This window comes from Affinundibacterium danionis (genome assembly GCF_042432465.1).
GTDB classification, from domain to species: Bacteria; Pseudomonadota; Gammaproteobacteria; order Burkholderiales; family Burkholderiaceae_D; genus Undibacterium; species Undibacterium danionis.
The window spans coordinates 47,221-71,470 of sequence record NZ_JBHLXJ010000005.1 but is presented as its reverse complement, the minus strand read 5'-3'; the positions used below and the strand labels follow the sequence as shown (position 1 = coordinate 71,470).

The following is a 24,250-nucleotide window of genomic DNA, read 5'->3' as shown; positions in this document are numbered from 1 at the left end:
TCACCAGCTGTTTATTCAAACAGAAGGCTAGAGGGTAACTATTGAGTAGCTATGAAGTCCCTCGAAAGTGTCTATAAGCTTACTTACTTCTTCTCAAACACCAAATCCCAGACACCATGACCCAGTTTCAAACCACGATTTTCAAACTTGGTCACGGGACGATAATCAGGACGTGGGGCATAGCCATCTGCGGTATTTTTTAAAGTCGGTTCGGCACTTAATACTTCTAACATCTGCACCGCATACTCTTCCCAATCTGTCGCGCAATGCAAATAACCACCCGGTTGTAGGCGCGATGCAAGCAAAGCGACCAAAGGGCCTTGTATCAAGCGGCGTTTATTGTGGCGAGCCTTATGCCAAGGATCGGGGAAAAACACATGCACACCAGCCAAAGATTGTGGCGCAATCATATTGGTCAGCACCTCATAAGCATCATGCTGAATAATGCGTTGATTTTGCAAATCCGCTGCGTCAGTCAATTTCAACAAACTACCAACGCCAGGCGTATGCACTTCCACCCCGATGAAATTTTTCTCTGGCATTAAGCCAGAAATTTTCGCACTGGTTTCTCCCATACCAAAGCCGATTTCAAATACCGTTGGTGCATGACGTCCAAATGCTGAATCGACATCCAACAATGCCTTTTGATAAGGGATCATGAACTTAGGACCCAGCGTTTCTATGGCTTTTGCCTGAGCATCGGACAGGCGACCTGCGCGCGTGACGAAACTACGAATACGATGCTCGGTCGGATCGTAAAAAAGCGCTTTGCGTGCTTCGTGTTCAACATTAGGTGCAGCGTCAGTCGCTTGCACGTCTGTTTGTGATTTATCTGTGGACATGATCGAATAGAAGGTAGATGAGTGAAGTAGATTGGCAATGACTGCTGCGCTTTTGGTCTGATCAAGCAATCAGAAATTAGCAATCAGTACGATTAGCTTAATTAAGCTCAACTAAGCTTATTTAAAACACAATCAAAGCTCAACTTAAGCGCACTTACTTCATAAAACCGCCATTTTACGTGGCTAGAGGTGTAATTGGCAAACCTTACGAATTACTAATGGACAATAAAAAAGGCCAATCTAGTTAAAGATTAGCCTATTTGAGCTCATTTAAGGTGGAAGCAAGCGATACTTACTTTGCTACGACCGCCTTCATATCTTTGGTGGGAAACACGCCCGCATTAGTTTGTTTTCTAAACCAGTCAGAAATCATTTTTTCTTCGAACTCAAAGCTGGTAGCCCCTACTAATGTCATACGAGTATTTGTTAAATATCCCATGTCACTCAACTGTTCATCGCCTGAACTAATCATCTCATTTTTATCATTACGCAACTCGTAATGAAATTTCATACGCGGCCAATAAATTGTAGTCATCAATCGTATCTGAGCGACAGATGACATGTTGGGACGCACATCGCCAGCCAAATCAACATCATTTACCATCACATCTAACTGATAGCCATCAGGTAACTTCTTCGCAAATTTCGAGAAGACTCGCCCAAAGTCTTTCACCATACGCTCCCGGAAGGGCTCCTTAAGTTCGTTACCAGGGTTTACATCTGTAAAATCATCCAAATTGCCCCATTTCAACGTAACGTCTCCAGCATGAGCCTGCCCAGAAAATGCGCTTAATAGCAAACAAGTTGAAAAGCAAGTAAATACGAGTTTTTTCATGATGACACCTCACATTAAAAAATCAAACCAGTGCCTGCATTGTAGTTCAACCATTATTAGAAACAAGCGTTTTTACACTTTACTAACAAATTACCCGCATTTTCCCAACAATTCTTAACAAAAAAACTGCCTAGCAAATTTTGCATAGGCAGTTTTTTCAAACTTGTACAGACCAGCTTATGCTAAACGCATTGCTGTCTGACCAAATTTATTAGAACTTATGACGGATACCAACGTTAAACAAACGTGCTGTTGCGCCATTCACGTCGGCCAAAGTTTTAACTGATTTTTCATTTTTAACGTTTGCAATTGACGCGTACAAATTCGTGCGTTTAGACAAATCGTAGGTATAGCCTAAAGCAACACGGTTAGAATTAGCATTGACGCTCGTTTTAACATTGGAATCTGTGTAGCTGAGGATAAAGGTGCTTGCATCTGATTTGATAGAACCACCGACCATGTACAACTGCTCTTTGGTTTCTTTCAAGTTAGTCAAGCTAGTAGAACCTTTAATTTCTTCGTACATCGCATTTAATTTTACGCCGAAGAAATCTTTACCCAAATCATAAGAAGCACCCGCCAATAATTTTTCGCCACCAACCGCCAAATTACCGTTTGCATCTTTCAATTGGTCCCAAACGATGTTCGCGTTTAATGGACCATTGATGTAAGAAGCTGCAACGCTAGTTACTCGATTAGCAGTTGCGTCACCTGCTTTTTCACCGAAGCCGTATTGCGCAGCAACTGAGAAACCGCTGAAGCTATTGGATGTGTAAGTGATAGAGTTATCACGTACATTGTTAATCTTGAACATCAAATCTGTTTTACCTAACAAACCGTCCATGAATGGATCGATTTGCGCGCCGTAGATATAAGTCAAAGATTTATGACGACCAAAGTTCACAGAACCAAAATCATCACCAGACAAACCTACCCATGCGCCGCGTGCGAAAATGGCTGTGTCGTTCGCGCCAGTGTCTGATTTCAAACCCATTTCCAAATTGAAGTTGGCTTTCAAACCACCGCTCAAAGCTTCAGTACCTTTAAAACCCAAACGTGATGTGGAATTCAAACCGCTGTCCAAAGAAGTGAGCTTACCTGCACCTGCATCTTTGTAAGCAACGCCAGCATCAATAATGCCGTAGATAGTCACAGAAGATTGCGCCATAGCAGCACCAGAGAATGCACCCAACAGTGCCAGTGCAAGAATTGATTTTTTCATAGCTAAAGTTCCAGAAAATTAAAAAATTTGTTTTTTCACAGACTATCGAGATAGCACTGCAAAAAGCGGATTACAAGCCTAATTTAAAGCCTTGAACCAGTTCAGCGATCCAACGACAGGCGCCAGTATAGAGAGTAAAAATGACATGTATATGACACGATCGTGACGATTGTATGACATGACCGCAAAGGTAAATTACTAGGGTCTGTTAACATTTATTTTCATAAAAATGCATTCGGCAAATACTTTTGTAAAGCAATCGTCAATTGCGTTTTAACCTCTTGTGGCGCTAAGCTGATAATGGGATGTGTCAGTAAACGTCGTTCTTTCGACCTATAACAAAAATAGGGGTCAAATAGCACATCTCGCCTTTCAGTTAATTCCACTCGAGATCGCGCGGATAGCAATGCACTCTCCTCAAATTGACTTCTTGCGATACCAAAACGATTACCGATAGCAGAACGTAGGCGCTCCTCGTAACGTCGTAAGTTAGCTTGTCCCCCTTGTACAAAATGGCCTATTTCACCAGCGTAGGCAACTTGTGCTAAGCCCAATAATGCAGCAGGCTTCAATTCATCAGGTAACAGAGACGCGACCAACAAAGAATGCTGAGCAAATGAATAAAAAAACCTAGTTTGCCCTAAGAATTTGCACTGATGACTTAATCCTTGAATGATGTCTTCAATCCTGAAATCATTTTGCTTTGGCGTCTCTGGAAAAACTGGCAAATAATTTCCGGTATAGCTTAGTTGACGCGTTGTCTCCCATGCGGGGTCGTAGGGATGCGTATAGCGAAAACAGAACTGACGACTCGACAAATCAATTTTTTCGCATCCCTCAAATTGAAGGATAAAGTGAATATCACCTATGCGTAGAAGATCAACAATAGAAACGGGAAAACCTTGTTGAACAGGCGCATAGAGTTGATTAAACAGCCAACAATGCTGATCAAAACCAAATGTATCTACCGCGCCATCGGCAGCCCAGTCAAAGGCCTCTAACATTTGCGCTCCGAAAATTCCGGCGCGAAGCGCGATGACATGCTTGGCGCGATGATTGAATGCAAAGTCATCTTTTCGTAAAAAATAAGTGGCGGTGATGACTGCTTTAGAAAATTGTGCCTGTATGTCGATGCCCTCATATCGTCTAGCAGCTTTCGCTGTCAACACTTCCCACTGATGCTTCAAAATGATTTGAATATGCGTCAGAAGCTGATTCAGTTCTTTGAGCGCTTCGATCTCATCTAGCGTTAATTCACACATGGAGGTCTTATTCTTTCAATTACAGATCAAACGATGGGATTGTTGCGACACGGTTACAATAATTCTCCTTATTCATCGATGTCAGGTGATGGCATTCAAGGTCGCCCACAGCAGTTGCAATCCATCAAGCGCGCCTAACTGCAAGCCCACACTTTTCAGGTCGCGTACCCCATAGTCGAGCGGATTAATACGTATCATGGGAACTTGTTGCCGTTCGCCGAAATTACGTACCGTAGAGATGGCGACACCAGCACCGATTTCGAGCACAACGAGCTTCTTTTTTTGTTGCGAATTCATCTGTTGTAGCCACGCTTGTAGCTTCGTAATTTGTAAATCGGTTCTCGACGTCAGCCACGTAGAATCATTGAACTGCAAGATATTCGGACGCATTAGGCCACCACAATGTGGGCAGCGCGGGAGCGGCGAACGCAACAAGCAACGTTCATTATCGACATCAACAACCAGACTATCGCTAGAAACGATGGAATCATTACATGGTGTGCAGCATTGCAAGTGCCGTATAGAGCCGTGGCACTCGACAATCTCTGATGCCGAAAACCCCGCCTTTTGAAAATGTCCATCCACATTACTGGTAAAAACAAAAGCACCCTGTGGCATCCTATCTGCCAAGGCGAGCAAGATACCGAATCCCGCATGCGGAACGACATCACGATACTTTTGCAAGCGATGTCCATAAAATCCCCACGCCAATTCGGGCATCGATTCAAATGCACTAGGCGTTGCGATTTGCGTGAACGACAATTGGGCTTGCTTCAAAGCCGGATAGGCTTGCCACATCCCTTCATTTCCACGAAAATCCGGCAAGCCAGAATCAACACCCATTCCTGCACCAGCAGTAATTAACACGCCATCTGCATCTCTCAATAAATACGCTGCTTTTCGTAACTTATCCTGCAACTCGGAGTCTGAATTCGCCATTGTTTCTTCCCTTACTTGTCATCTGCGGCACGAAGCACTTCTCTACTTCCGTTCGATCGTAATTCAGACACAATGCCATTTCTTTCCATTTGTTCCAAATGGCGTTGTGCTTTGTTGTAGCCGATATTCAAATGCCGACTGATTAATGCACCCGAAGCACGTTGATAGTATTTAACCAAATCAACTGCTTGCTTGTACTCTCGAACAAAACGAGAATCCGCATGCCAAAATTCGATTTTCCAGACAAATTCCTGGCTACATGCACGGACAGCCTTATCATCAATCGCTTCAATATCGATCACAAACGCTTCGAGCTCTAATAGGTAGCGCAGCCGTTCTTCAATATGCGTTTTTTCTAATTTTCCCCAAGTGGCCCATGCCTTATTTTGTGTAGAGACGCCGACATAACGGATCTGTGATTCTTCGCGTGGGATATTGTGGGGAAATACATCACTGCGATCGATACCACGATCGTTCGATGAAAATATACGCTGGGACAATTCATCGTAGACATTAATGGTGCTGAGCGACGGCCAAGCATAATTGTCTTCATAGGGTGCAGGTGTATCAAGCAACACTGATGGAAAATCGGCTCGTGCAATCGACCTCGTTTCTACCATGTGACCTTGTTTATCGTTATAAACGTGTAATCTGGAACCTCTGATATCACAAACTGTGAGGGAATTAGATTGATCTGCATTACCAGAAAATAGCGCCTCTATACTTGCACTATCAAGCATGCACATCGTTCTGACGCCACAAACTAAAACAATAAAAAATAAGCGCTGAGTTTGATTAGGTCGGGCGTTTGCAATTTCATTGGGATGGAATTTGAACGTCCATTCGCGTCCTTGTCCTGCAGAATACTTAATCAGGATATGACGATCATCATTAATGACATACTGCCCTCTTACGCCTTCGACTTTTGCTAAGCTGGTCGTCGTCGCGTAGTCGATTATTTTGGCGAGTACCGCGCCGTAGTAAAAATCACGTTCACTGATTTTCATTTTTCAGAGCCTCTTCAATGCGATGATGAAATTGATGCAGCATCATCGCATTGCGGTACGACGTTTCCTGTCGCAAGCAATCATACCTAGATTAAAATCTTCAAGTACCTATGAAAAAGCCATAAATTAATCTACTCACACGCTTACGGCATTTGCCTACGACACGAATTGTCGCGAGCTTTGAGTAGGATAGGAATTTAGGTTTAACGACATATTAAAATAGGAAGAGAACATGCCGCTCCTGATCAGAACACCAGACCAGATATTTCGTGAAGAAGCAAAAGACATTTACTTCATACGTTTTTTTGACATAAACAAGGAAAATGGTTTTGGTCATGGCATCGATGAGCAATCGCCAGCAAGTTCAGAGTTTCGTCAATGGCTGAAAACACACCTGCCACACGTCAAAGTGGAGAGAATGGCCCCCTCGGAAAGATCAGGTTGGATAGAAGGCTATTTCGGTGATATCCGTGTCGATTTCTCGGATGAAGATCTCGCCAAATTTTGTGCTCACTGGGAAGACGAAAAAGGCGAGAGCAATGACGCTCGCTTAAGGTGTTTTATCATGGGATATAAAGCCTGGTTTGCCGAGCACGGTAAATGCATTCCAACGCGCGAGCGCCCCACCAAACTCCGCACCACCACTTGGTGGGATACGCCCATAGGTTTTATTTACTACCAAAGTGAAGCCGACCATGCGCCAGCAGAACCTCGCGATGTATGGATGCACGCGCTAAAACTCTGGCCAGAACTAAGCTCATTAAAATTAGACGATCTATTAAACCCAGACAAACTAACACATGGCGTTATCTTCAAGGCTGAGAATGACAAATGGATGGCGATGTTTAGCGACGCGCCTTTTTCAGAATATCACTTCTCTCGAGAAAGCGATCTACGCGAATGGTTCATGCTTCCTGATGATGCAGAGGTGTATATGGATACATGGTAGTTTGACGACATACACTAAGCAGAATTGAAGCAAGGTCGCCACACCGATTTAAGATTGCAACATGAGTGCGACACCTCGCTCTGTCGCTTGGGTAGATCAGTGATGGTAAGTGTTTGCTAGATATTTTATGCAAATCATTGATTAGATATTGCCTTAGCACTACTTTGATTTTCGCTACTATAGTGGAAGTGCGAAGTTGATTATTTGGGGGCTGGTGGCAGACCATGGTAGGAGTCGCATTTGCTGATGTGCATTTTCTTGAGGTGCTTCAATGAGAGGATGAAATTGATGTTTCATCTTCTCATTGTGGTGCGTAATGCACAACAAACAGTCATACAATAAATCACTATTTTTTGGAATTTACCTTGGCTAAAATATTCCTGATGTGACTACTGTGCGATGAGTTATTTCCTGCTAGAAATTTAATCTAACCAATCGTCATTTTCCCAACCATTATTTTCTAAAAATTCTTCAAAAATTTTAGTCCATTCATCTGGGTCATTGATTGGATCAGTCACTTGCAATTTTCCCAAAATTATCTTCATGACTTTTGGCTTATTGCTCATTAGGCGTGCAGCTTGGTCAAGTGAATCGTAAAAACTCGTTCTAAAATCTTCATATGCCTGAGTATCATCCCAAATTTCAGGGATTTTTCCTGAAATGAAAGGCTCTGCAAGACGTTTTACTCGAGTTTCATCTTCAAGATAACCACGGACTCGAGCGAGAAATTTCGTGAAAATAGACTCATCAAATGGGTCACGCTTAAGGCTATTTAAGTACGTTTTTAATTTGGGAATTTTTTCAGATAACGTGTTACGAACTTCATCCAAATATGCTTGATACTTAGAAAGGAGAAGATCTTCGTCAGTATCTACAAGATCCTTATAAAATGCTCTTAGTTTTTGATGCTTATACGAGCCAGTTTTTTCTAATCTAGACCGCCATTCAGTATCAACTTGACTTGGAACCCAATAGCCAAAACACGTTTCCACTGACCATGGTTTAATGCTTGCTCTTGTTGTCTTTTCAAATTCAACGTTTGCTTCTTCTAAATTTTCATCCCAATCATTTGGACTTTCGTCACCTTGCACAGCTTGCTTCAAATTAAATGGACCAATCCCTGTTGCCTGATCTGCATAGGGTAATTTTATTCCACCTAGTAGAGCACGCTCATCATTTGTCATCAACTTTAGTAAGTCATGGAAAGGATTTAAAGTTGTAGAAAGCGTCGCAACAGGTTTAAAGTAAAGAATGCCTGTTCGGAAAAAATTAATCAAACTATACGCGGTCTGTTGTTGAAGATCCTCGATCGGTTTAGCTTCCTCCCACGCTAATGAAAAATACCCAGTTAATGCCTGAGCCTCAGGTAAGCATACTAATATTTCTTCATTTTTTTCGAAAGCAGCGCAAGTCGCATTCGCCGATCCTATTAATGCTTGAGTGACCCCATTTTCAGCTATTAGAAACAACTTTGAATGAAACAATCCAGGTGCAAATGCCAGACGAATTTCAACATTTTGTCCGACGCAAGAAAGTGTCTTTTTAAGTTTATTGAGTTCTTCGCATTGCTCAAAGCATCGTCTGCCACCGAGACCATTAAATATCAACCTAATGTTTGTCGCTTTACTATGCTCTAGTATGTATCTCAAAAATTTCACATCATAAAATCCTGCAATAATACCGATTTCATTGGCATCAACCATTTTTTGCTTCATCCAAGGAAGCGACATCTTCTCTATAGAATCTGCTTCTATTTTTGTTGACGCAATACTGATCGATGTAGATTTAACGTGCGGCATATGAATCCTATTTACCTCACGGTCGCGCATTTGCCTTACGAAAGTACCCAGCAGCATACGTCCATGTGTTTCGCCCAATGTCTTTGTGAGTACACTTTGCTCAATACCTAATTTTTCAGAAAGCGTTCGAATTGCTGTTTTATCTTCGCGAAGATCAACAATTGAGATGTCGCCATCCAATTCGTCAAATACCGGATCCAAACTTGCTTCGATCTCGTCGCAAAGTGATTCGAATGAATTTCTAGGTGCACCACCAAAATCAGCGACAATCTCATTCCATCTAGTTAATAAAAAGGGGCCTTTAGGAGAGACTAATAGTTGCAAGTTAGTTCCAACCTGATAAACAACTTGGCCGATCATTTGCTCTTTGCTCTTGCGAGCTTGTAATTCATAATAAGCGTTGATAAATTTGACGTCAGAAAATGACATTCTTCGTAATAGTCTTCTCGTGATCGATGCTCTTGCCATAGCTAATCCTTAAATTTCAGTTTTATTGGAATGGACGCCTTTTTTGAAAGGGGTTAAAAGGTGTCGAGTTAATGCTGGATTTATATTAACCCATAAAATCCTGCCAAAGAAAAATAACACTTCAAAATTTATTTTTAAAAAACAATTCTTTCAACTTCACGACGAACGAGATTGTTTGAGCGCTTTTTTGAATTCTCGAATTCAAAAAGCGTAAAAACTAAAACCCAATATCCCCCAAAGGACAATCCTTAGCCTCAACATACCCCCACGTCTTCGCATTAAACGCATATAGGCATTGGGCAGCACCGACATCGATACCGTCTTTTTTTCCAACCACCCGCATTGACAGTGGAAACACTTTTTCGCTCATTGCGGTGGTATCAATTACCAGCGTTCCGTCTAAATCGGTATGCGCATCATCATAGTGGTAGGAAGTCAGAATGCTTGCGAGATTTTTTATAGTTTTGCCATAAGGCGCGTATAGGTGATTAAAACCTGCACATGCACCTTGATGGCACTCGGCGCTGGCGATCTGCCATCCCCAGTAGTCGGATGGGCCTAATTTGACTAGCTTCATGTCGGATGGCGGCATACCAAAAGTGCCGTGTAATATCTGCGGACTACTAGCAATGCGCGTCGATTTTCCTGATTGATTTTCTAAGACAAATAGACCAACCATGCCAGGTGAAACGTGGCCATCAGCGATCTCGTCATCTTGATTCATTGCATTACTACTGAGGGTGACGTAGATACGCTCTCCGGTGGCAGTTTGTCGCTTGGTCGCTTCAAAAATTTCCATGCAATAGCGGTTGTTGTATTGGGTTTCCGAAGTTAAACTGCAATCACGCGTCGTATCGTAGTTCCCATAGATGTCTGTCATCGCTTGTTTTACGGAGGCTTTCACGGCTTCTGGCGTAGTCCAAAGAGGCACAATCGTCGCTGGTGCTGTGTATGACGGAACTTGACGTGTCATTGCAACTGGTGCGCTGTGATGGTTAAAATAATAGCCAACTGTACCTAACCCAACCACTACACACGCAATCAGAAAGTAGTACTTCTTTGGTTTCTCCTCATCGGTTGGTGATGGGCGCAATTCATTCAACGAGGTAAATTGACGCGTCTCTTTTGAATTTACTGATGTCGATGTGGCGGTGATGCTTTGGTCTTTTTTGATGGATGACAACACGGCATCAGGCGCGTTGTCTGGTGCAGAATTAGTCCTCGTTACACCTGCATTTTGGTGGCATTGGCAATAACGGCAAATGATCGCTTCTCTCTTGATGTATTCAGCGCATTGCGGACATTTTTTCATATCCCGTCGATCGTTTGATTCATCTACGCTTGTTTTGGATACCTGCATGCCCATGACCAAAGCGATTACATGCAAAATAGTGGGGACGAGTGGAATTAGGCTGAGAATTGGAATGACATCAAATAGACCTGCGCAAAGAGGCAACGCAAATAATGCGCTTTTACCATTTGTTCTACCTCGAAGATAAGCGACGAACACCAGAATGAGTAACGAGGCTAGGTGTACAGTGGTTAATATCCATAATTTATTCGCAGCGCCGCTAAGTGCGGCGTGGATAACAGACGAATTCGAACCTAAGTACGGAAGAAGATACGTCGGTAGCATAAATAAGAAATACAGAGAAAAATACAGAAAGCGGCCCATACAAAACTCCATGTGATTGTTGAAAATAGTGTGTCGAAACACCAGTGATAACCACAGCATACGCTTGGTATTTACGTTATCTTCTCGAAAAAAGAAAAATAAATCCCCTGCCAGCACAAAAGGTGCAAGCATGTTTAGTGGTCAAGTCCTTAAATTACTTTAGATGTTGCGAGATTTTTTGAGCCTTCAAGCGTTTTTGATCTAAAGATCAAATCCATCTATCTCAGTAATCGCATCACCAAAACCGAGTAGCCACCTACGTAGATGCCTAGTATCCACAACGGTGGCGCTGATGCGATAGGTGTCACCCTCTTCTTCCACTGTTTGGTCTTTCGATAAGGGCGTTTCCAGTAGATGTTCTCCCATGGCTTTATCGATTGTAAAAATAAGTTGAATGCGTTTGCCCTCACCAAAGCCAAATCGTCCGTCATTGGTATAGGTATCCAAATTAAATTCTACTGGTCGTTCAAAAGTGAGCGTTGACACCGTGGCTGACAGTAGTCTATGCATAGCAAGACTACGCTCATTAGTGTGCCCATCATATCGGCAGACCAAGTACAGGCGCGGCCCCTGTTGCGCTAAGCCTAGTGGCATGACCTTGTATTTTTTAAGTTTACCGTCTCGTTTATACGAGACATCTAACCAATGATTAGCGTATAAGGCCGAACTGACTGCCTCGAATACATTTGCCTTAACTTTAGGTGTAATGAGTGTTTGCGTTTCTGGAACGATTCTGACTTTTGATTGCCATTCACGTGATCGTGAGGCCTCCGTATATTTTTGGGGCTGCTCCAATGAATTCAAATTGAGTCGAGCTTGTTCGAAGAAGCCGCTCATTGAGTTCATCACGCTCACAGGCAATAAATTTTTCAAATGCTGTTCCGCTAAAGCGAGCAGCAGTGAGTCTTGTTCACTTAGGTAAAGTAAAGATAGGCCACCAGCATTTGCTTTCCATTTATAGCCATAAGGCTTACTGCGCTCATCGCGCTCAATATCAAACATATTGCTTAAGGTTTTCAACTGCCGCTGTATGCTTCTTTTGTCTCTGACAAAACCCGCGCTTTTTAGTTGTTGATGTAATGTGCTTGTTGAAATGAAGCCTTGTCTGGGAATGCGTTTAAGAATTTCCAAGACCATTTTTTTTGCATCTGATGCTTCGTATTCACCTGACATATTTCTACCTTTTCTTAAGTTATTACCCGCGAAAAAAATTCCCACATACGAACTATCGCGTACGTATCGAGTTTGCAGTCTTGGAGTAGGTGTCTTTAAATGGGCTTTTCTTTGCTTTTACCGCTATCGCTGCAAATAGTCATGGTGGCATCTTCTGTGGCTCTCACAAGCGCACGAATCTGAGGACGCATTGCTTCTGAACACGCAAACCGGAATCGTAAAAAACCTGTTTTTTCCTTGATCTGCGTCACGTAAAATTGATCTGATTCCGCATCACTTAAGCTTGCATTGATGACTTGACAGAGTTGATTAACAATCGAAAACCAGCCAGGTCCAAGATAAGAGTAGGGGTCTCGTACACTACCTTTAAAAAGCCGAGGATAGGCATCGATAAGTGCAGGTAAACGATCTTCGAATTCAGGTGGAGTTCTCATTGTTGGGACTTCATATAGTGAGGATACAGTGTCTTTGGGTAAGCAAAGAGATTATGTCACTACAGTGCGACGTTTTGTGTCGCAAGAAAATTTAAAATGAGAAGATCTGATTTAATATAGTTTGATCATCAATGCGAGTAATAGTAACAATTTTATGTATGTGGATCATTCTCCTTTTTGTGAGCGTGCATAACCCCGACCTGCATACCAAAGACATAATCCCATGGTGGCAAAAGCTAACTGCCCTAAAGCCAAAGACAACACAGAATGATCCAGTGCGGGTGCCATCACACCGGCCACAAATGCGCTTAACAAAGTAACGGAAGCTGACTGACAGGACGCGACGATACCGCGGATGTTTGGGAATAACTCCAACACCATCAGAGTCGCACCAGGAAATACAATCGACATACCAAAAGCGTAAAAAAACAAAGGTATCACCGACCACGGCAGCATAGGCGCAGAAAAGAAATGGAACAGAACATTCACTGTTGCAGCGCCCATCAAACACATGAAGCCAATCCCGATCTGTTTAGGAATTGTCAAACGTCCTGCTAAGCGATTAGCCGCCAATGAGCCAAGAAAAATTCCTCCCACCATAGGTACAAACTGCCAACCAAAACTTTGCGCATCCAGTTTCAAATGTTGTGTGATGAAGGCGGGAGCCGATGAGATAAATAAAAATATCCCAGCAAAATTACAAGCTATCGTGCCCGCCATAAAATGAAAACCGGGAGACTTAAATACATCGCCATAACTACGCCACAAAAATTCCACATTAAATGGCTGGCGCTTTTCAACCGGCAAAGACTCTGGCAAAAATTTATAACAACCAATAAATAAGACGACGGTATAGCCAAACAATAGCAAGAAAATGGTGCGCCAATCCGAATTCGACACCACCCAACCGCCAATAATCGGCGCAATTGCAGGCGCGATCGAAAAGATCATTGTTACCAAAGATAGCAAGCGTTCCGCAGGCGCACCGGAATACAGGTCACGCACAATCGCACGCCCAATCACCATCCCAGCACCAGCGGCAACACCTTGCATAATCCTAAAGCCCCACAAATAATGCACGCTATGCGCCGAGGCACAACCAAAAGACGCAATCGCAAAAACCACCAATGCTACTAAAACTACATTACGACGCCCAAAAGAATCTGACAAAGCGCCATGCCACAAGGTCATCACGGCGAACGACAACATATAGGCGGTTAAAGTTTGTTGCACCTCAATCGACGATGCATGCAAGCTAGCCTGTATCGAAGAAAACGCTGGCAAATAGGCATCTATCGAAAAAGGCCCCAGCATCGACAAGGCAGCGAGTAAAGTTGCCAGACCCGCGTTACTCAATTTAATTTTGGAATGCATCGCCTACTTTCTGTTCTTTTTTATTTTACGCAAAACAAATGCTGGTGAATTGCTAGTGTTTGCTAATGATTGCAGCTAATTGCTACTAATTGCCAATATTAATGATTACTGAAAATCGCTGACTCGCTGACTATTAGTTGCCAATCTCAGATCAACATTATTTGATTGTTATTGAAGCGCCTTCCCCTTCAAGGGGAAGGCTGGGATGGGGATGGGTTTCAAACGACTAAACCACTAAGTTCAACTATCTCGTAGGGCGGGTGCAACCCGCGCTGCATAGACACTCGGAGGGCTGGCGGCGCGGGTTGCACCCGCCCTACAATTTTACCTTCCTCAGGTAATGACAGCGATCCCTTATAGAAGAGAATTTAAAAAAATCACATCCCACCCAAACAAACATATTTCATTTCCAAATACTCATCCATCCCATATTTAGAACCCTCGCGTCCCAAGCCAGATTGTTTAACGCCACCAAACGGCGTCACTTCATTCGCGATCAATCCTGTATTGACACCGACCATACCGTACTCTAATTTTTCAGCAACGCGCCACACGCGGCCAATATCGCGAGCATAGAAATACGCCGCCAAGCCAAAATCCGTATCATTCGCAGCAGCGATCACTTCCTCTTCGCTACTAAAGCGCGTTACCGCTGCCAAAGGACCAAAGGTTTCTTCACGCATCACCAGCATCTGATGATTGACGTCAGCAATGATGGTTGGTTCAAAAAATAATCCACCTTTTTCATGCGACTTGCCGCCCGCCAAGACGCGAGCACCTTGTGCCACCGCATCAGCAACGTGCGCTTGTACTTTTTCCAAAGCTTGTTGATCAATCAATGGGCCTTGCTTCACGCCGATTTGCGTGCCATCGCCTACTACTACTTTCTTACTGGCGAGCGCAAACTTCGTTAAAAATTCTTCGTATAAAGATTCGTGTACATAAAAGCGATTGGTGCAGACACAAGTCTGTCCGGCATTGCGGAACTTCGATTGCAAGGCGCCTTCTACCGCAGCATCGACATCGGCATCCTCAAACACAATAAACGGCGCATGCCCGCCCAACTCCAAAGCCAGTTTCTTCAAAGTTGGCGCGCATTGCTGCATCAAAATACGACCGACTGGGGTCGAACCAGTGAACGATAAATGTCGTACCACCGAACTACCGCACAGCACGCGACCAATCGCGATCGATTGCTCCGCATCGGCGGTCAACACATTCAACACACCTGCCGGCATACCCGCCCGCAAAGCCAAATCCGCCAAAGCCAACGCACACAATGGCGTTTGCTCCGCAGGTTTAATCACGATCGTACAACCTGCTGCCAACGCGGGCGCTACCTTACGCGTAATCATCGCTAACGGAAAATTCCAAGGGGTAATCGCTGCACAAACCCCAATAGGTTGCTTCAATACCATCGTGCGTTTATCCGCCCAAGTCGATGCCAATACATCGCCTGATACCCGTTTCGCTTCTTCGGCAAACCATTCGACAAAACTCGCACCATACAAAACTTCGCCCTTCGCTTCCGCCAAAGGCTTACCCTGCTCCGCGGTCATGATGGCGGCCAAATCGTCGGCATTCGCCACGATCAAATCAAACCACTTACGCAAAATGTTCGCGCGTTCTTTACCGGTTAATCCTGACCAAGCTGGCAATGCTGTTTGCGCGGCGTGAATTGAGTCTTGCGCATGCGAGATATCGAGGTTCGCTACTTCGGCGATTAAGGCACCGGTTGCGGGGTTATGCACTGCGAATTTTGTTGGGGTTTCTATCCAGTTATTTTGGATGAAGGCATGGTCGTGGATGAGTGTATTGTCTTTGAGTTGGGGGCGTGTGTATGAAGTCATGACGTTCAGTAAATGAGGCTAGTTTCAAGATGATAGGCTAGCGCTACGATCAAAAAAACTACCTAAAAGTGCGCTATTTTCATCCAGTATGGAAGACCGTAAGGATACGCCAAAAGTAAGCAACATGCTCAGGCATGTATTACCTAGCGATACCATTTACATAAGCATGCCGTCGCTACTATCTATCATCTATTCAACAACTCAAAAAACTATCACAACCATATTTATATAAATTCAAATAAATTGTATAATTTGCCACTTATTTTTCATCAAAACATACGCTCATGAGCTTATTTCAGCACAATAGAATTTCCCTCTTCTGTATGTTGGTCTGCATTGCACTTTGCTCTACATCGACATCAGCATTGACACAAGCAGCGACCTCTTCGCCTACTAATGCCAGTAATGCGAATAATACGAATACGGATAAATTCAAAACATCGTCAACGTCGGAACAAAATACGCTTTTAAAAACTGACGCCACAGTCAAAATAGGCAAGCTGGCAAATGGATTGACGTATTACATCAAACCAAACGACCATCCCAAGCAAAAAGTTGAGCTCCGTCTAGTGATCAAAGCGGGTTCAATCGACGAAGATGATGATCAACAAGGAGTCGCCCATTTTGTTGAACATATGGCTTTCAATGGCAGCCGTCATTTCCCGGGTAATAGTCTAGTGGACGCACTGCGCTCAATCGGTTTGCAATTTGGCGCTGATTTAAATGCCACTACACAATTCGACAACACGAGTTATTTGCTCCCAGTACCTACCGATAAAAAAGACAACTTAAGGCTAGGTTTTACGGTACTACAAGACTGGGCCAGCGGTCTTGACATGCGCGACGAGGAAATAGAAAAGGAGCGGAAGATCATTCTGGAAGAAGCGCGCTTAAGAAAAGGCGCTATGGAAAGAATGATGACCGTGTTACGACCCGAACTCCTCAACCATTCAAAATACGCGATCAGAATTCCGATCGGATTAGAATCCACTATAGCGAATGCGGAACCTGAGACCATACGCCGTTACTATCGAGATTGGTATCGTCCTGACTTGATGGCAGTCATCGTCGTAGGAGATGTTTCCACAGCAACTGCTGAAGCATTGATACGCGAACACTTCGCTGGCTTGAAAAACCCTGATATGCCGCGTCAAAAAAAGAACGAAAGCATTCCAGCATTTACTGCTAGCAAACCGATTATTTTGACTGACAAAGAACAAACACAAAATATCTTGTTGTTCGCCTACTCACCCGAAACATATCGCAACGACACGACCATAGCGGACTATAAACGCTCCATAATCGAAGAATTATTGAGCAAGATAATAACCCGTCGCTTAACTGATGTGACTCAAAAACCGAATGCACCTTTCTCGGGTTTTGCTTTAAAAGATCTCGAACTGGTTGGCAGTCATAATTTTTCTTCGCTCATTGTTGGAATTGGTTCCGCAGGCCGCAAAGCGGCCATTGATGCGCTATTTGCAGAAATAAAACGCGTCCATGAATACGGAGTTAGTGACACAGAGTTCGATCAAGCGAAAAAGCAAATTGTGGCAGCAAAAGACACTCAATTAAAAGAAGCAAAAACCTACGAATCAAACAGCTATGTTACGGAATACATCAACCATTTTTTATATGGAACAAGCATCTTCAGCACAGAACAAGATGTGAATTACACCAAACAAGTATTGGTAAAAATCTCCCTTGAAAATGTCAATGCACATGCAAAAACGGTATATAAAAATACCGAACATAAACTCTTGGCATATCTGGGTAATAGCAAGGATAACCAACTCATCCCAACCGAGTCAGAGTTAGTCGATGAAGTCGTGAATGCCGAGAATGCGATAGTCACCGTACCAGTAACCCGTAGACAACTCACTCAGTTGATGGAGCACAAACCAATCCCAGGAAAAATATTGCACGAGACCTATGACAAGGCGCTCAACGTAAGCAACTTAATTTTATCGAATGGCATTAGGGTTTTACTAAAGCCTACACATTTCAAAAATGATGAAATCATATTCACCTTAGAAAAATCTGGTGGCACATCGCTATTTCCTGACAACGAAATAATGGCCGCAAATTTTTCCAATCATTTGGTAACTTCGATGGGTTTAGATCGGTTTACTCCCTCAGAACTAGGTGATCTTGGAACTGGCAAACGATACTCGCTAATCCAGAATATAGGCACATACTCGGACTCATTATATGGAAGCTCTACCACAAGGGATATTGAAAGCTTTTTACAAATATTATTCCTGAGAATCACAAGTCCAAGAAAAGATACTGAGCTTTTTGAATCGAGTAGAAAAAACTTCCAAGCCTCGCTAGTCCACGCAGCATCAAGCCCTGAAATTATCTATTTTAATCAACGTAGTTCCTTTATCTACGACCAACATCCTCGGGCACCGCGCCAATTATCGCCTAAGGATTTGGATCAACTCAATATGGAGAACGAGCTAGAAATTTATCAGCAAAGATATAACAACTTCAATGGCGCCACAGCGGTCATTGTGGGGAACTTTGACTTGAAAAAAATGCGCCAATTACTTAAGCAATATATAGCAACATTACCCAGTACAGACGAGCCAACACGCTATCGAGATATTGGCCTACAAGCACTATCAGGGAATATTAAAAAAGATTTTTTTGCCGGATCAGACAATAAAAGTATTGTGAATTTATTTTTCTCAGGTTCGATTGATTACGAAAGAGAAGAACGTGCACGCTTCTATACGCTGATGGAAGTGCTGCAAATAAAGTTGGAAAAAATTGTTCGAGAAAAACTGGGGTTAATATATACAGCAAGTATTGATAGTGACTATATGCGAGTGCCTCACCCTCAGTTCGAGATCACCTTTAACCTACCATGCGCGCCTGAAAATACTGACAAAGTGATCGCTGCCGTGTTCGAAGAAATTAAGGCGATTTCTGCAGGTGAAAATTTTGCAGAAGAACTCGCACAAGTAAAGAAAAATGCCATACTGAGCCACAAAGAAAATATGGTAAATAATATTGCGTGGCGTAACGCCATGTTAGAAGCTGGAAGGTACAACACTAGCCTAGATTTATTTATCAAAACACCAGAATGGATGTCAGCCATCACTGTAGAAGAAATTCAAAAAGCCGCAAAACGCTTTCTCAATGACGCCAATGTCATACAAACGGTTTTAAAGCCAAAAGCAAACGCGCCCTCTCCAACAGCAACTGAATAAACAGCAACTGAATAGCTTGACCTTCATTTGACCAAATATACAAAACACGATGTGCGCAGGCATCGCCAGGCCACGCCTAAGCACTCTTTTGCTGATGAAATCAGCTCAGTGCAAACGAAACAATTTACGCTAAAATATACTATTAAGAACTAATCAATCGGTACCATACTCTCCCGCACATCCAGCCTTCATCGGGCAGCTCTTAAACCACAGTTCACTTCAACATAGACTATCAATGCGACTACCAAGCAAAGCTGACTGGGCGGCGTTAGATCCAAACGATCTTGAGGCGCCCTACATACGTGAGCACTTTTTCGGAAAATCTTTTGAGGATGCTTTGGAGCTCTTTGAAAATAACGCCATTTTCTACGGAGAAGAATTATTGTCTATGCCTTATGGGCTTTTTAATTTCTATGCGCCTGCCCTAGTCGCCTACCTGTTATCTGAACGTGCTCGCGGTGACGCAGACGGTGCATCGTCATTCTTGATTCGTATGTCGTGGTTGTTGGACAAGATGCCAGAACTGATGTCGAGTGAAACGAAGAAACTACTACTCGATGCATCCGAAAAAATTGCGCACTCTCAGGATTTTTATGATGCATCTGTCGACATATACGGTAGCTTTCTCGAGCAATACACCAAGATTAAGTCCTATACGTAAACCCTTGTGTAGACAGAACTGTAGGACTACTGCAATGAATATCTAGTCAAAAAAATGAAAGCACACTACCTCAACTCATATCAACCGCTAAGCTTGGCTGCCTGTTATTTACCACTGATTTTTCTACTAATAACACTTATCACTGGCTGTTCAACAACAGCCGTCGATACACGAATTCACTATTGGGAAAAAGAAACCAGCGCCAACTTGCCAATTGGTTCGACTAAACTGCAAGCGCAAGATTTTTTTAGAGCGCGTGGTGCCGAACTAAAGTGCTGCGTGTCTGCGCCGCCTGGTCCTTCTTATCATTTAATGATAGAACGTAAAGTCGGACATCATTTTTTAATGGAATACGACGTTGTCGTGCTGGTGGAAATCTCAAGCGCGGAGAAAGTCACATCAATTAGCGTGCAACGGTGGGGCGTTGGATTATGAAATTCAAATCCCTATCCTCTGTTTTTAAAAAAACTGAGCTATCCACGCTAAGCGATTCATGCCAAACAAACCCCACGTACCCAACTTCATTCAAGACCATGAACACCCACCAGCTATCTGAACGCCTCGCTGAAGAAGGCTGCAACCCTCATCTATATGCCATCGGCACACGCGGAAATGCGTCCGATGCGTTCTGTCTGACACACAACGGAACTGAATGGCAGATTTACTATACCGAACGTGGCAGAGACGACGCACCGATCTATGTATCAAAAGAAGAGCCGCTAGCCTGTGAGTTCTTTTTCAAACACATCATGGAAATGCGCCACGATCACTGTGTGGGTATTTTTCGATCTCAAGAAGACGCGAATAGATTGACTGCCAAACTCAAGGAAGGCGACATCCAATCTTGGCAAGACAAGATACCTTATGGTGGAGCTAGGGCCCCACGTTTCCGTGTGTTCGTGGTGGGTAAAGCCATCTTTGCGGCTCAGGCGATCATTGAGGAATTGAGTTCTGGTAAGACCTAGATTGATGACTACAATTTGCAATGCACAATTGAAGTCCGGAAGGCTTTCAGACTCAAGGTTCTGCAATTGGACTACAGAAGAATCTTGGCAGTCCCAAACTTTCTGGAGACGTTGCAATTTCCTGTATACGTTTGATCAAATCGTCTGACACATTAAACCATTCCGAGCCTCGCGTATCTCTCGCAAAACGAGCATGAGACTGGAACTCATTATGAAGCTCGCGTTCCAGGGCTTCAGCTTGCCACATCGTATATCGATGCACACTTTTCTCGAAATAAATTAGACCAAACAATTGAACTGGCTCGTGATTGGAGGATTGGATTTGATCGAGCCTGCGCTTGACGGTAGATCGTAAGTCTTTAGTCCCGGTCTGCGCGGCGACCCCGATCTTTATAGCAATAAACGGATCACCAACTGCAAGAAAATAGACAATCCCAGCGCAGCTCCACCATTCGCGGGTGCTTAGAGATGATTGATCAGGGGGCGTTGGTGGCTTCATGGCTTCGTTTGTCTAACGAGTGCCAAACAAAGACTATTTATCCAACTCTCTGCAAACCCGCATGTGGTTGAGGTTTAAATATGAACAGGTTATAAAAAGTGTGTGTCGGCAAAGCGAAAAGAACGCTTGTTTACTTCACCCGCAACTTAGCGTCCACTCGAATGCTAACCATGCTCATACCTGGCTCAAAATCAGGCTCGACGATTTTGTCGCTACGAACGTTGCTAGCAGAGACGGTAACTACTCTACCGTAAGCACGATTAGGGCTGCGATCAATTTCACCACCTTCAAAATCGACCGAGTCAATTACAAAATCAGATGAATGGCGCCCCATCGCTTGTGCGATCATCGCTATTCTTTCATTGAGATTCTTATAGCCAGTTACGATGCGCTCGGCTTCAACTCGCTTGTTCGCTTCATCAGATAACTCAAATCGTACATTATTCAATGCCAAAGTTTTCTGTAAATAGGAGGCCATTGCTGGCAAGTTTTTTAAATCACGCGTTTTCAAATCTAAATACTGCCCGACGCGCCATCCATTTGCTTGCTGCTTCACAGTCGGCATACCATTCGCATTCTTGCTCGCGACCTCTTCATAAACTTGTGAAGAATGATAGTTACGCGTACTAAGCTCAATCTCTTTGTACTCCCGCTTAATAAACTCGATACCCGCTTTCATTTTTTGATTGACGCGGGTAGCGGCAAGCGTTTTGTCTTTATCGACTTCTTCCGCGTAAAAACTAATCACGGCCTGATCATTCACTACTTTAATATCCGCACGACCCGAGACTAGCACTTGGCTTCCGGCACTCATTTGTTGTGCATGTGCAGACGCAGTTAAGACGCAAAACAAAAATAGTCCTAAAATCTTTTTCACAAATTTCCCTCTTCAAAGACAAATCAAAAACAGATATAAAACGGCGGCATGACTTACGGAACTTTCGATGCGCGCATAGGTACGCATAGGTACGACTGCGCTACGCTATTCGTACCTAAAAAGCATCAACATTACTCAGCGTCTTTAGGCTTAGCTGCTTCTCGACGATTAAATCCCGCCACCATATCAAAGCGGAATAAACGACATTCCAAGGCACCGTTGAAGAATGGTGTTTTACGCGATTCTTTTAAGCGTAAAAGTTTTGGCAAACTCAAATCGGCAGTGAACAAGAACACACTCCAGCCAGCAAAGCGTTGCTTCAATGTGGCGCTGAACGCGGCGAAAAATTCACGTGCTAGATCGTCGGGTTCGAAGCTTTGATCACCGCGTACGCCGATACGTTCGCCGTACGGTGGGTTGGTTAACAAGATACCTGGCTGCTCAGTTGGTGCTTTGATTTCTTGCGCTTCGATTTGTTTGAGTGGTACTTCAAATTTGATACCCGCTTTGTTCAAATTATTGCGCGTCATGCTGACCATGTCGCCAGAAATATCGCTGCCGAAAATTGTTGGTTCGGTTGGTAATGGATTAGCGCGTATGCTTTTTTTGATGTCTTGCCATTCTTCTTCATTGAAAGCGGCAAATTTTTCAAAGGCAAATTCGCGGCGCATGCCAGGTGGAATGCCTGCGACCATTTGCGCTGCTTCAATCAAAATCGTGCCCGAACCGCACATAGGGTCAAACAAAGGTACGCCTGGTTTCCAGCCTGAAGTACGGAGCAAACCTGCTGCCAAATTTTCGCGCAAAGGCGCATCGCCTGTTTCTAAACGCCAGCCGCGTTTGAATAAGGCTTCACCTGAAGTATCGAGATAAACGGTGTAGTTGTGTGCATCTAAGAAACCGACGATGCGCATATCCGGTTGTTTGGTATCAACCGATGGGCGTTGCGTGAATTGATCGCGGAAACGATCGCAGATCGCATCCTTAATTTTAAGTGTGGTGAATTCTAAACTCTTGAGTGGCGACTTCACCGCAGTGACATCAACGCGTATCGTGTGGTGATAGCCAAACCAATCTTCCCACGGCTGTTCTAGCGTCAAATCGTAGATATCGTTTTCGTTGGTGTAACCACCGTGCGCCATCCGCAACAGGACGCGGGAAGCGATACGTGAATGCAAGTTGACGCGATACGCATCATTGAGTTCACCAGAGAAATGGACACCACCTGGCACTTGTGTGTGGACGTGTATCGTCTTAGGGGATTTGAGATCGGCGATCTCGTTGAGCTCTTCGGCTAAAGCCGTTTCCAAACCGCGTGGGCATGGGCAAAAATAAGAATAACGTGTTTTCATGGGGGACCTTTTTTCCGTCATGGTTTTAAAAACTCTGAACACGCTGCGTGATCAGAGGGCTTACTAAATCGTGCTGACTGCTTACTTCACAAAACCTCTCAACACGGAGGCACAGAGTAAAGGTGAAAAGCAGGAGTCAAGAAACTCTTTTTCTCTGTGTCTCTGTGCTGAGTGGCTTTAAATTTATTCATTTTTCTTCAAATGCGCGTTCAAGAAAATCTAATCTATCTTGTCCCCAAAAACCTTCGCCTTTGTACACATACCAAGGGGCGCCAAAAACATTGGCGGCAATCGCATCATTCGTATTGCGTTCATAGTCAGCTTGTACTGCTGCGGTTTCTGCTGACTTTACCAATTGCTTTCCATCTAAATCTGCATCACAGGCGAGACCAATTAGAGTTGCTTCGTCGGCGATATTTTTTTGTTCTGTCCACATGGCACGCATGATCGATGTTGATAAAGTCAATGCGACTTCATTACCATGCGCGATTTGTGCAGCGATGATTAATCGCGCTGCGGGATCGGGCGTAACCGGAAAAAACTGTGGTTGCACATGCATGGGGACTTGCAAAAAATCGCTCCAACGTTGTAACTCAATCAGACGATAAGCTTGTCGTTGCGGTGCGCGTTTGGCTAATGGCAAACCTCCCGACGCTGCAAAAACACGGCTTAAGTCACAAGGTTTTAAAGCGATTTTTACTTTATGTTTGCCTGCAATGTCGATAAAGCGTTGATGACCTAAATAAGACCAAGGTGAATGGGGTGCGAAATAGTAATCACAAACTTTGCTCATGCAAGACACTCCACAAATTAGTCAATCAATGCATCACTTACACCAAATACTATCGG

21 protein-coding genes are annotated in these 24,250 nt (G+C 43.7%); 5 read left to right on the top strand and 16 right to left on the bottom strand.

The genetic code is table 11. From position 1 onward, the window contains the following. Positions 1–83: 83 nt before the first annotated feature. The 6 genes from trmB to ACFFJH_RS05465 all read right to left on the bottom strand — a co-directional run bounded on the left by trmB (position 84) and on the right by ACFFJH_RS05465 (position 6,107). Complete coding sequence (trmB, locus tag ACFFJH_RS05490) at positions 84–845, bottom strand: tRNA (guanosine(46)-N7)-methyltransferase TrmB (RefSeq protein WP_390210815.1); 762 nt, start codon at positions 843–845, stop codon at positions 84–86. A 289-nt stretch (positions 846–1,134) separates the two neighbouring features. Next, positions 1,135–1,677, bottom strand: a complete 543-nt coding sequence (locus ACFFJH_RS05485) for a DUF3016 domain-containing protein (RefSeq protein WP_390210692.1) — start codon at positions 1,675–1,677, stop codon at positions 1,135–1,137. A gap of 211 nt (positions 1,678–1,888) precedes the next feature. Then, complete coding sequence (locus tag ACFFJH_RS05480; protein WP_390210691.1) at positions 1,889–2,899, bottom strand: porin; 1,011 nt, start codon at positions 2,897–2,899, stop codon at positions 1,889–1,891. Positions 2,900–3,120: 221 nt separating this feature from the next. Then, on the bottom strand, positions 3,121–4,161 hold the full coding sequence (locus ACFFJH_RS05475; protein ID WP_390210690.1) for a hypothetical protein: 1,041 nt from the start codon (positions 4,159–4,161) through the stop codon (positions 3,121–3,123). An 81-nt stretch (positions 4,162–4,242) separates the two neighbouring features. Then, on the bottom strand, positions 4,243–5,100 hold the full coding sequence (locus ACFFJH_RS05470; RefSeq protein WP_390210688.1) for an SIR2 family NAD-dependent protein deacylase: 858 nt from the start codon (positions 5,098–5,100) through the stop codon (positions 4,243–4,245). A gap of 11 nt (positions 5,101–5,111) precedes the next feature. Continuing rightward, positions 5,112–6,107 (bottom strand): DNA translocase FtsK, encoded by a 996-nt coding sequence (locus ACFFJH_RS05465; RefSeq protein WP_390210687.1) that lies wholly within the window; start codon positions 6,105–6,107, stop codon positions 5,112–5,114. Positions 6,108–6,339: 232 nt separating this feature from the next. On the opposite strand from ACFFJH_RS05465, the gene ACFFJH_RS05460 reads away from it, so the two are divergent. Continuing rightward, on the top strand, positions 6,340–7,056 hold the full coding sequence (locus ACFFJH_RS05460; RefSeq protein WP_390210685.1) for a hypothetical protein: 717 nt from the start codon (positions 6,340–6,342) through the stop codon (positions 7,054–7,056). 422 nt (positions 7,057–7,478) lie between these two features. Here ACFFJH_RS05460 and ACFFJH_RS05455 read toward each other — a convergent pair whose 3' ends face one another. From ACFFJH_RS05455 to ACFFJH_RS05430, 6 genes are all read right to left on the bottom strand, one after another. Further along, positions 7,479–9,323 (bottom strand): phospholipase D family protein, encoded by a 1,845-nt coding sequence (locus tag ACFFJH_RS05455; protein WP_390210683.1) that lies wholly within the window; start codon positions 9,321–9,323, stop codon positions 7,479–7,481. A 217-nt stretch (positions 9,324–9,540) separates the two neighbouring features. Continuing rightward, positions 9,541–10,998 carry a hypothetical protein gene (locus ACFFJH_RS05450; protein ID WP_390210681.1) on the bottom strand — a complete coding sequence of 486 codons (1,458 nt, stop codon included), beginning with the start codon at positions 10,996–10,998 and terminating at the stop codon, positions 9,541–9,543. Positions 10,999–11,199: 201 nt separating this feature from the next. Next, positions 11,200–12,171, bottom strand: coding sequence for a helix-turn-helix transcriptional regulator (locus ACFFJH_RS05445; protein WP_390210679.1), 972 nt, complete (start codon positions 12,169–12,171; stop codon positions 11,200–11,202). 95 nt (positions 12,172–12,266) lie between these two features. Next, positions 12,267–12,605 (bottom strand): hypothetical protein, encoded by a 339-nt coding sequence (locus ACFFJH_RS05440; RefSeq protein WP_390210677.1) that lies wholly within the window; start codon positions 12,603–12,605, stop codon positions 12,267–12,269. 165 nt (positions 12,606–12,770) lie between these two features. Further along, on the bottom strand, positions 12,771–13,979 hold the full coding sequence (locus ACFFJH_RS05435) for a multidrug effflux MFS transporter (RefSeq protein ID WP_390210676.1): 1,209 nt from the start codon (positions 13,977–13,979) through the stop codon (positions 12,771–12,773). A 377-nt stretch (positions 13,980–14,356) separates the two neighbouring features. Further along, on the bottom strand, positions 14,357–15,829 hold the full coding sequence (locus ACFFJH_RS05430) for an NAD-dependent succinate-semialdehyde dehydrogenase (RefSeq protein ID WP_390210675.1): 1,473 nt from the start codon (positions 15,827–15,829) through the stop codon (positions 14,357–14,359). 284 nt (positions 15,830–16,113) lie between these two features. Between ACFFJH_RS05430 and ACFFJH_RS05425 the strand changes: the two genes are divergently transcribed. The 4 genes from ACFFJH_RS05425 (at position 16,114) to ACFFJH_RS05410 (ending at position 20,673) form a co-directional block, all read left to right on the top strand. Beyond that, on the top strand, positions 16,114–19,047 hold the full coding sequence (locus tag ACFFJH_RS05425) for a M16 family metallopeptidase (RefSeq protein WP_390210674.1): 2,934 nt from the start codon (positions 16,114–16,116) through the stop codon (positions 19,045–19,047). Positions 19,048–19,282: 235 nt separating this feature from the next. Beyond that, positions 19,283–19,708: a hypothetical protein gene (locus tag ACFFJH_RS05420; protein WP_390210673.1), complete on the top strand. Its 426-nt coding sequence runs from the start codon at positions 19,283–19,285 to the stop codon at positions 19,706–19,708. A 54-nt stretch (positions 19,709–19,762) separates the two neighbouring features. Next, positions 19,763–20,143: a hypothetical protein gene (locus ACFFJH_RS05415; protein WP_390210672.1), complete on the top strand. Its 381-nt coding sequence runs from the start codon at positions 19,763–19,765 to the stop codon at positions 20,141–20,143. 98 nt (positions 20,144–20,241) lie between these two features. Next, entirely contained in the window at positions 20,242–20,673 is a 432-nt protein-coding gene (locus tag ACFFJH_RS05410) for an SPOR domain-containing protein (RefSeq protein WP_390210671.1), read from the top strand. Between the two features lie 52 nt (positions 20,674–20,725). Here ACFFJH_RS05410 and ACFFJH_RS05405 read toward each other — a convergent pair whose 3' ends face one another. The 4 genes from ACFFJH_RS05405 to ACFFJH_RS05390 all read right to left on the bottom strand — a co-directional run bounded on the left by ACFFJH_RS05405 (position 20,726) and on the right by ACFFJH_RS05390 (position 24,194). After that, positions 20,726–21,172, bottom strand: a complete 447-nt coding sequence (locus ACFFJH_RS05405; RefSeq protein WP_390210669.1) for a GIY-YIG nuclease family protein — start codon at positions 21,170–21,172, stop codon at positions 20,726–20,728. A gap of 130 nt (positions 21,173–21,302) precedes the next feature. Beyond that, complete coding sequence (locus ACFFJH_RS05400; protein WP_390210668.1) at positions 21,303–22,049, bottom strand: SIMPL domain-containing protein; 747 nt, start codon at positions 22,047–22,049, stop codon at positions 21,303–21,305. 131 nt (positions 22,050–22,180) lie between these two features. After that, the gene (locus ACFFJH_RS05395; protein WP_390210667.1) at positions 22,181–23,401 is read right to left on the bottom strand and encodes a THUMP domain-containing class I SAM-dependent RNA methyltransferase; all 1,221 of its coding nucleotides are present in this window, start codon (positions 23,399–23,401) and stop codon (positions 22,181–22,183) included. Positions 23,402–23,588: 187 nt separating this feature from the next. Continuing rightward, complete coding sequence (locus tag ACFFJH_RS05390) at positions 23,589–24,194, bottom strand: 2-hydroxychromene-2-carboxylate isomerase (protein ID WP_390210665.1); 606 nt, start codon at positions 24,192–24,194, stop codon at positions 23,589–23,591. Between the last annotated feature and the right edge of the window lie 56 nt (positions 24,195–24,250).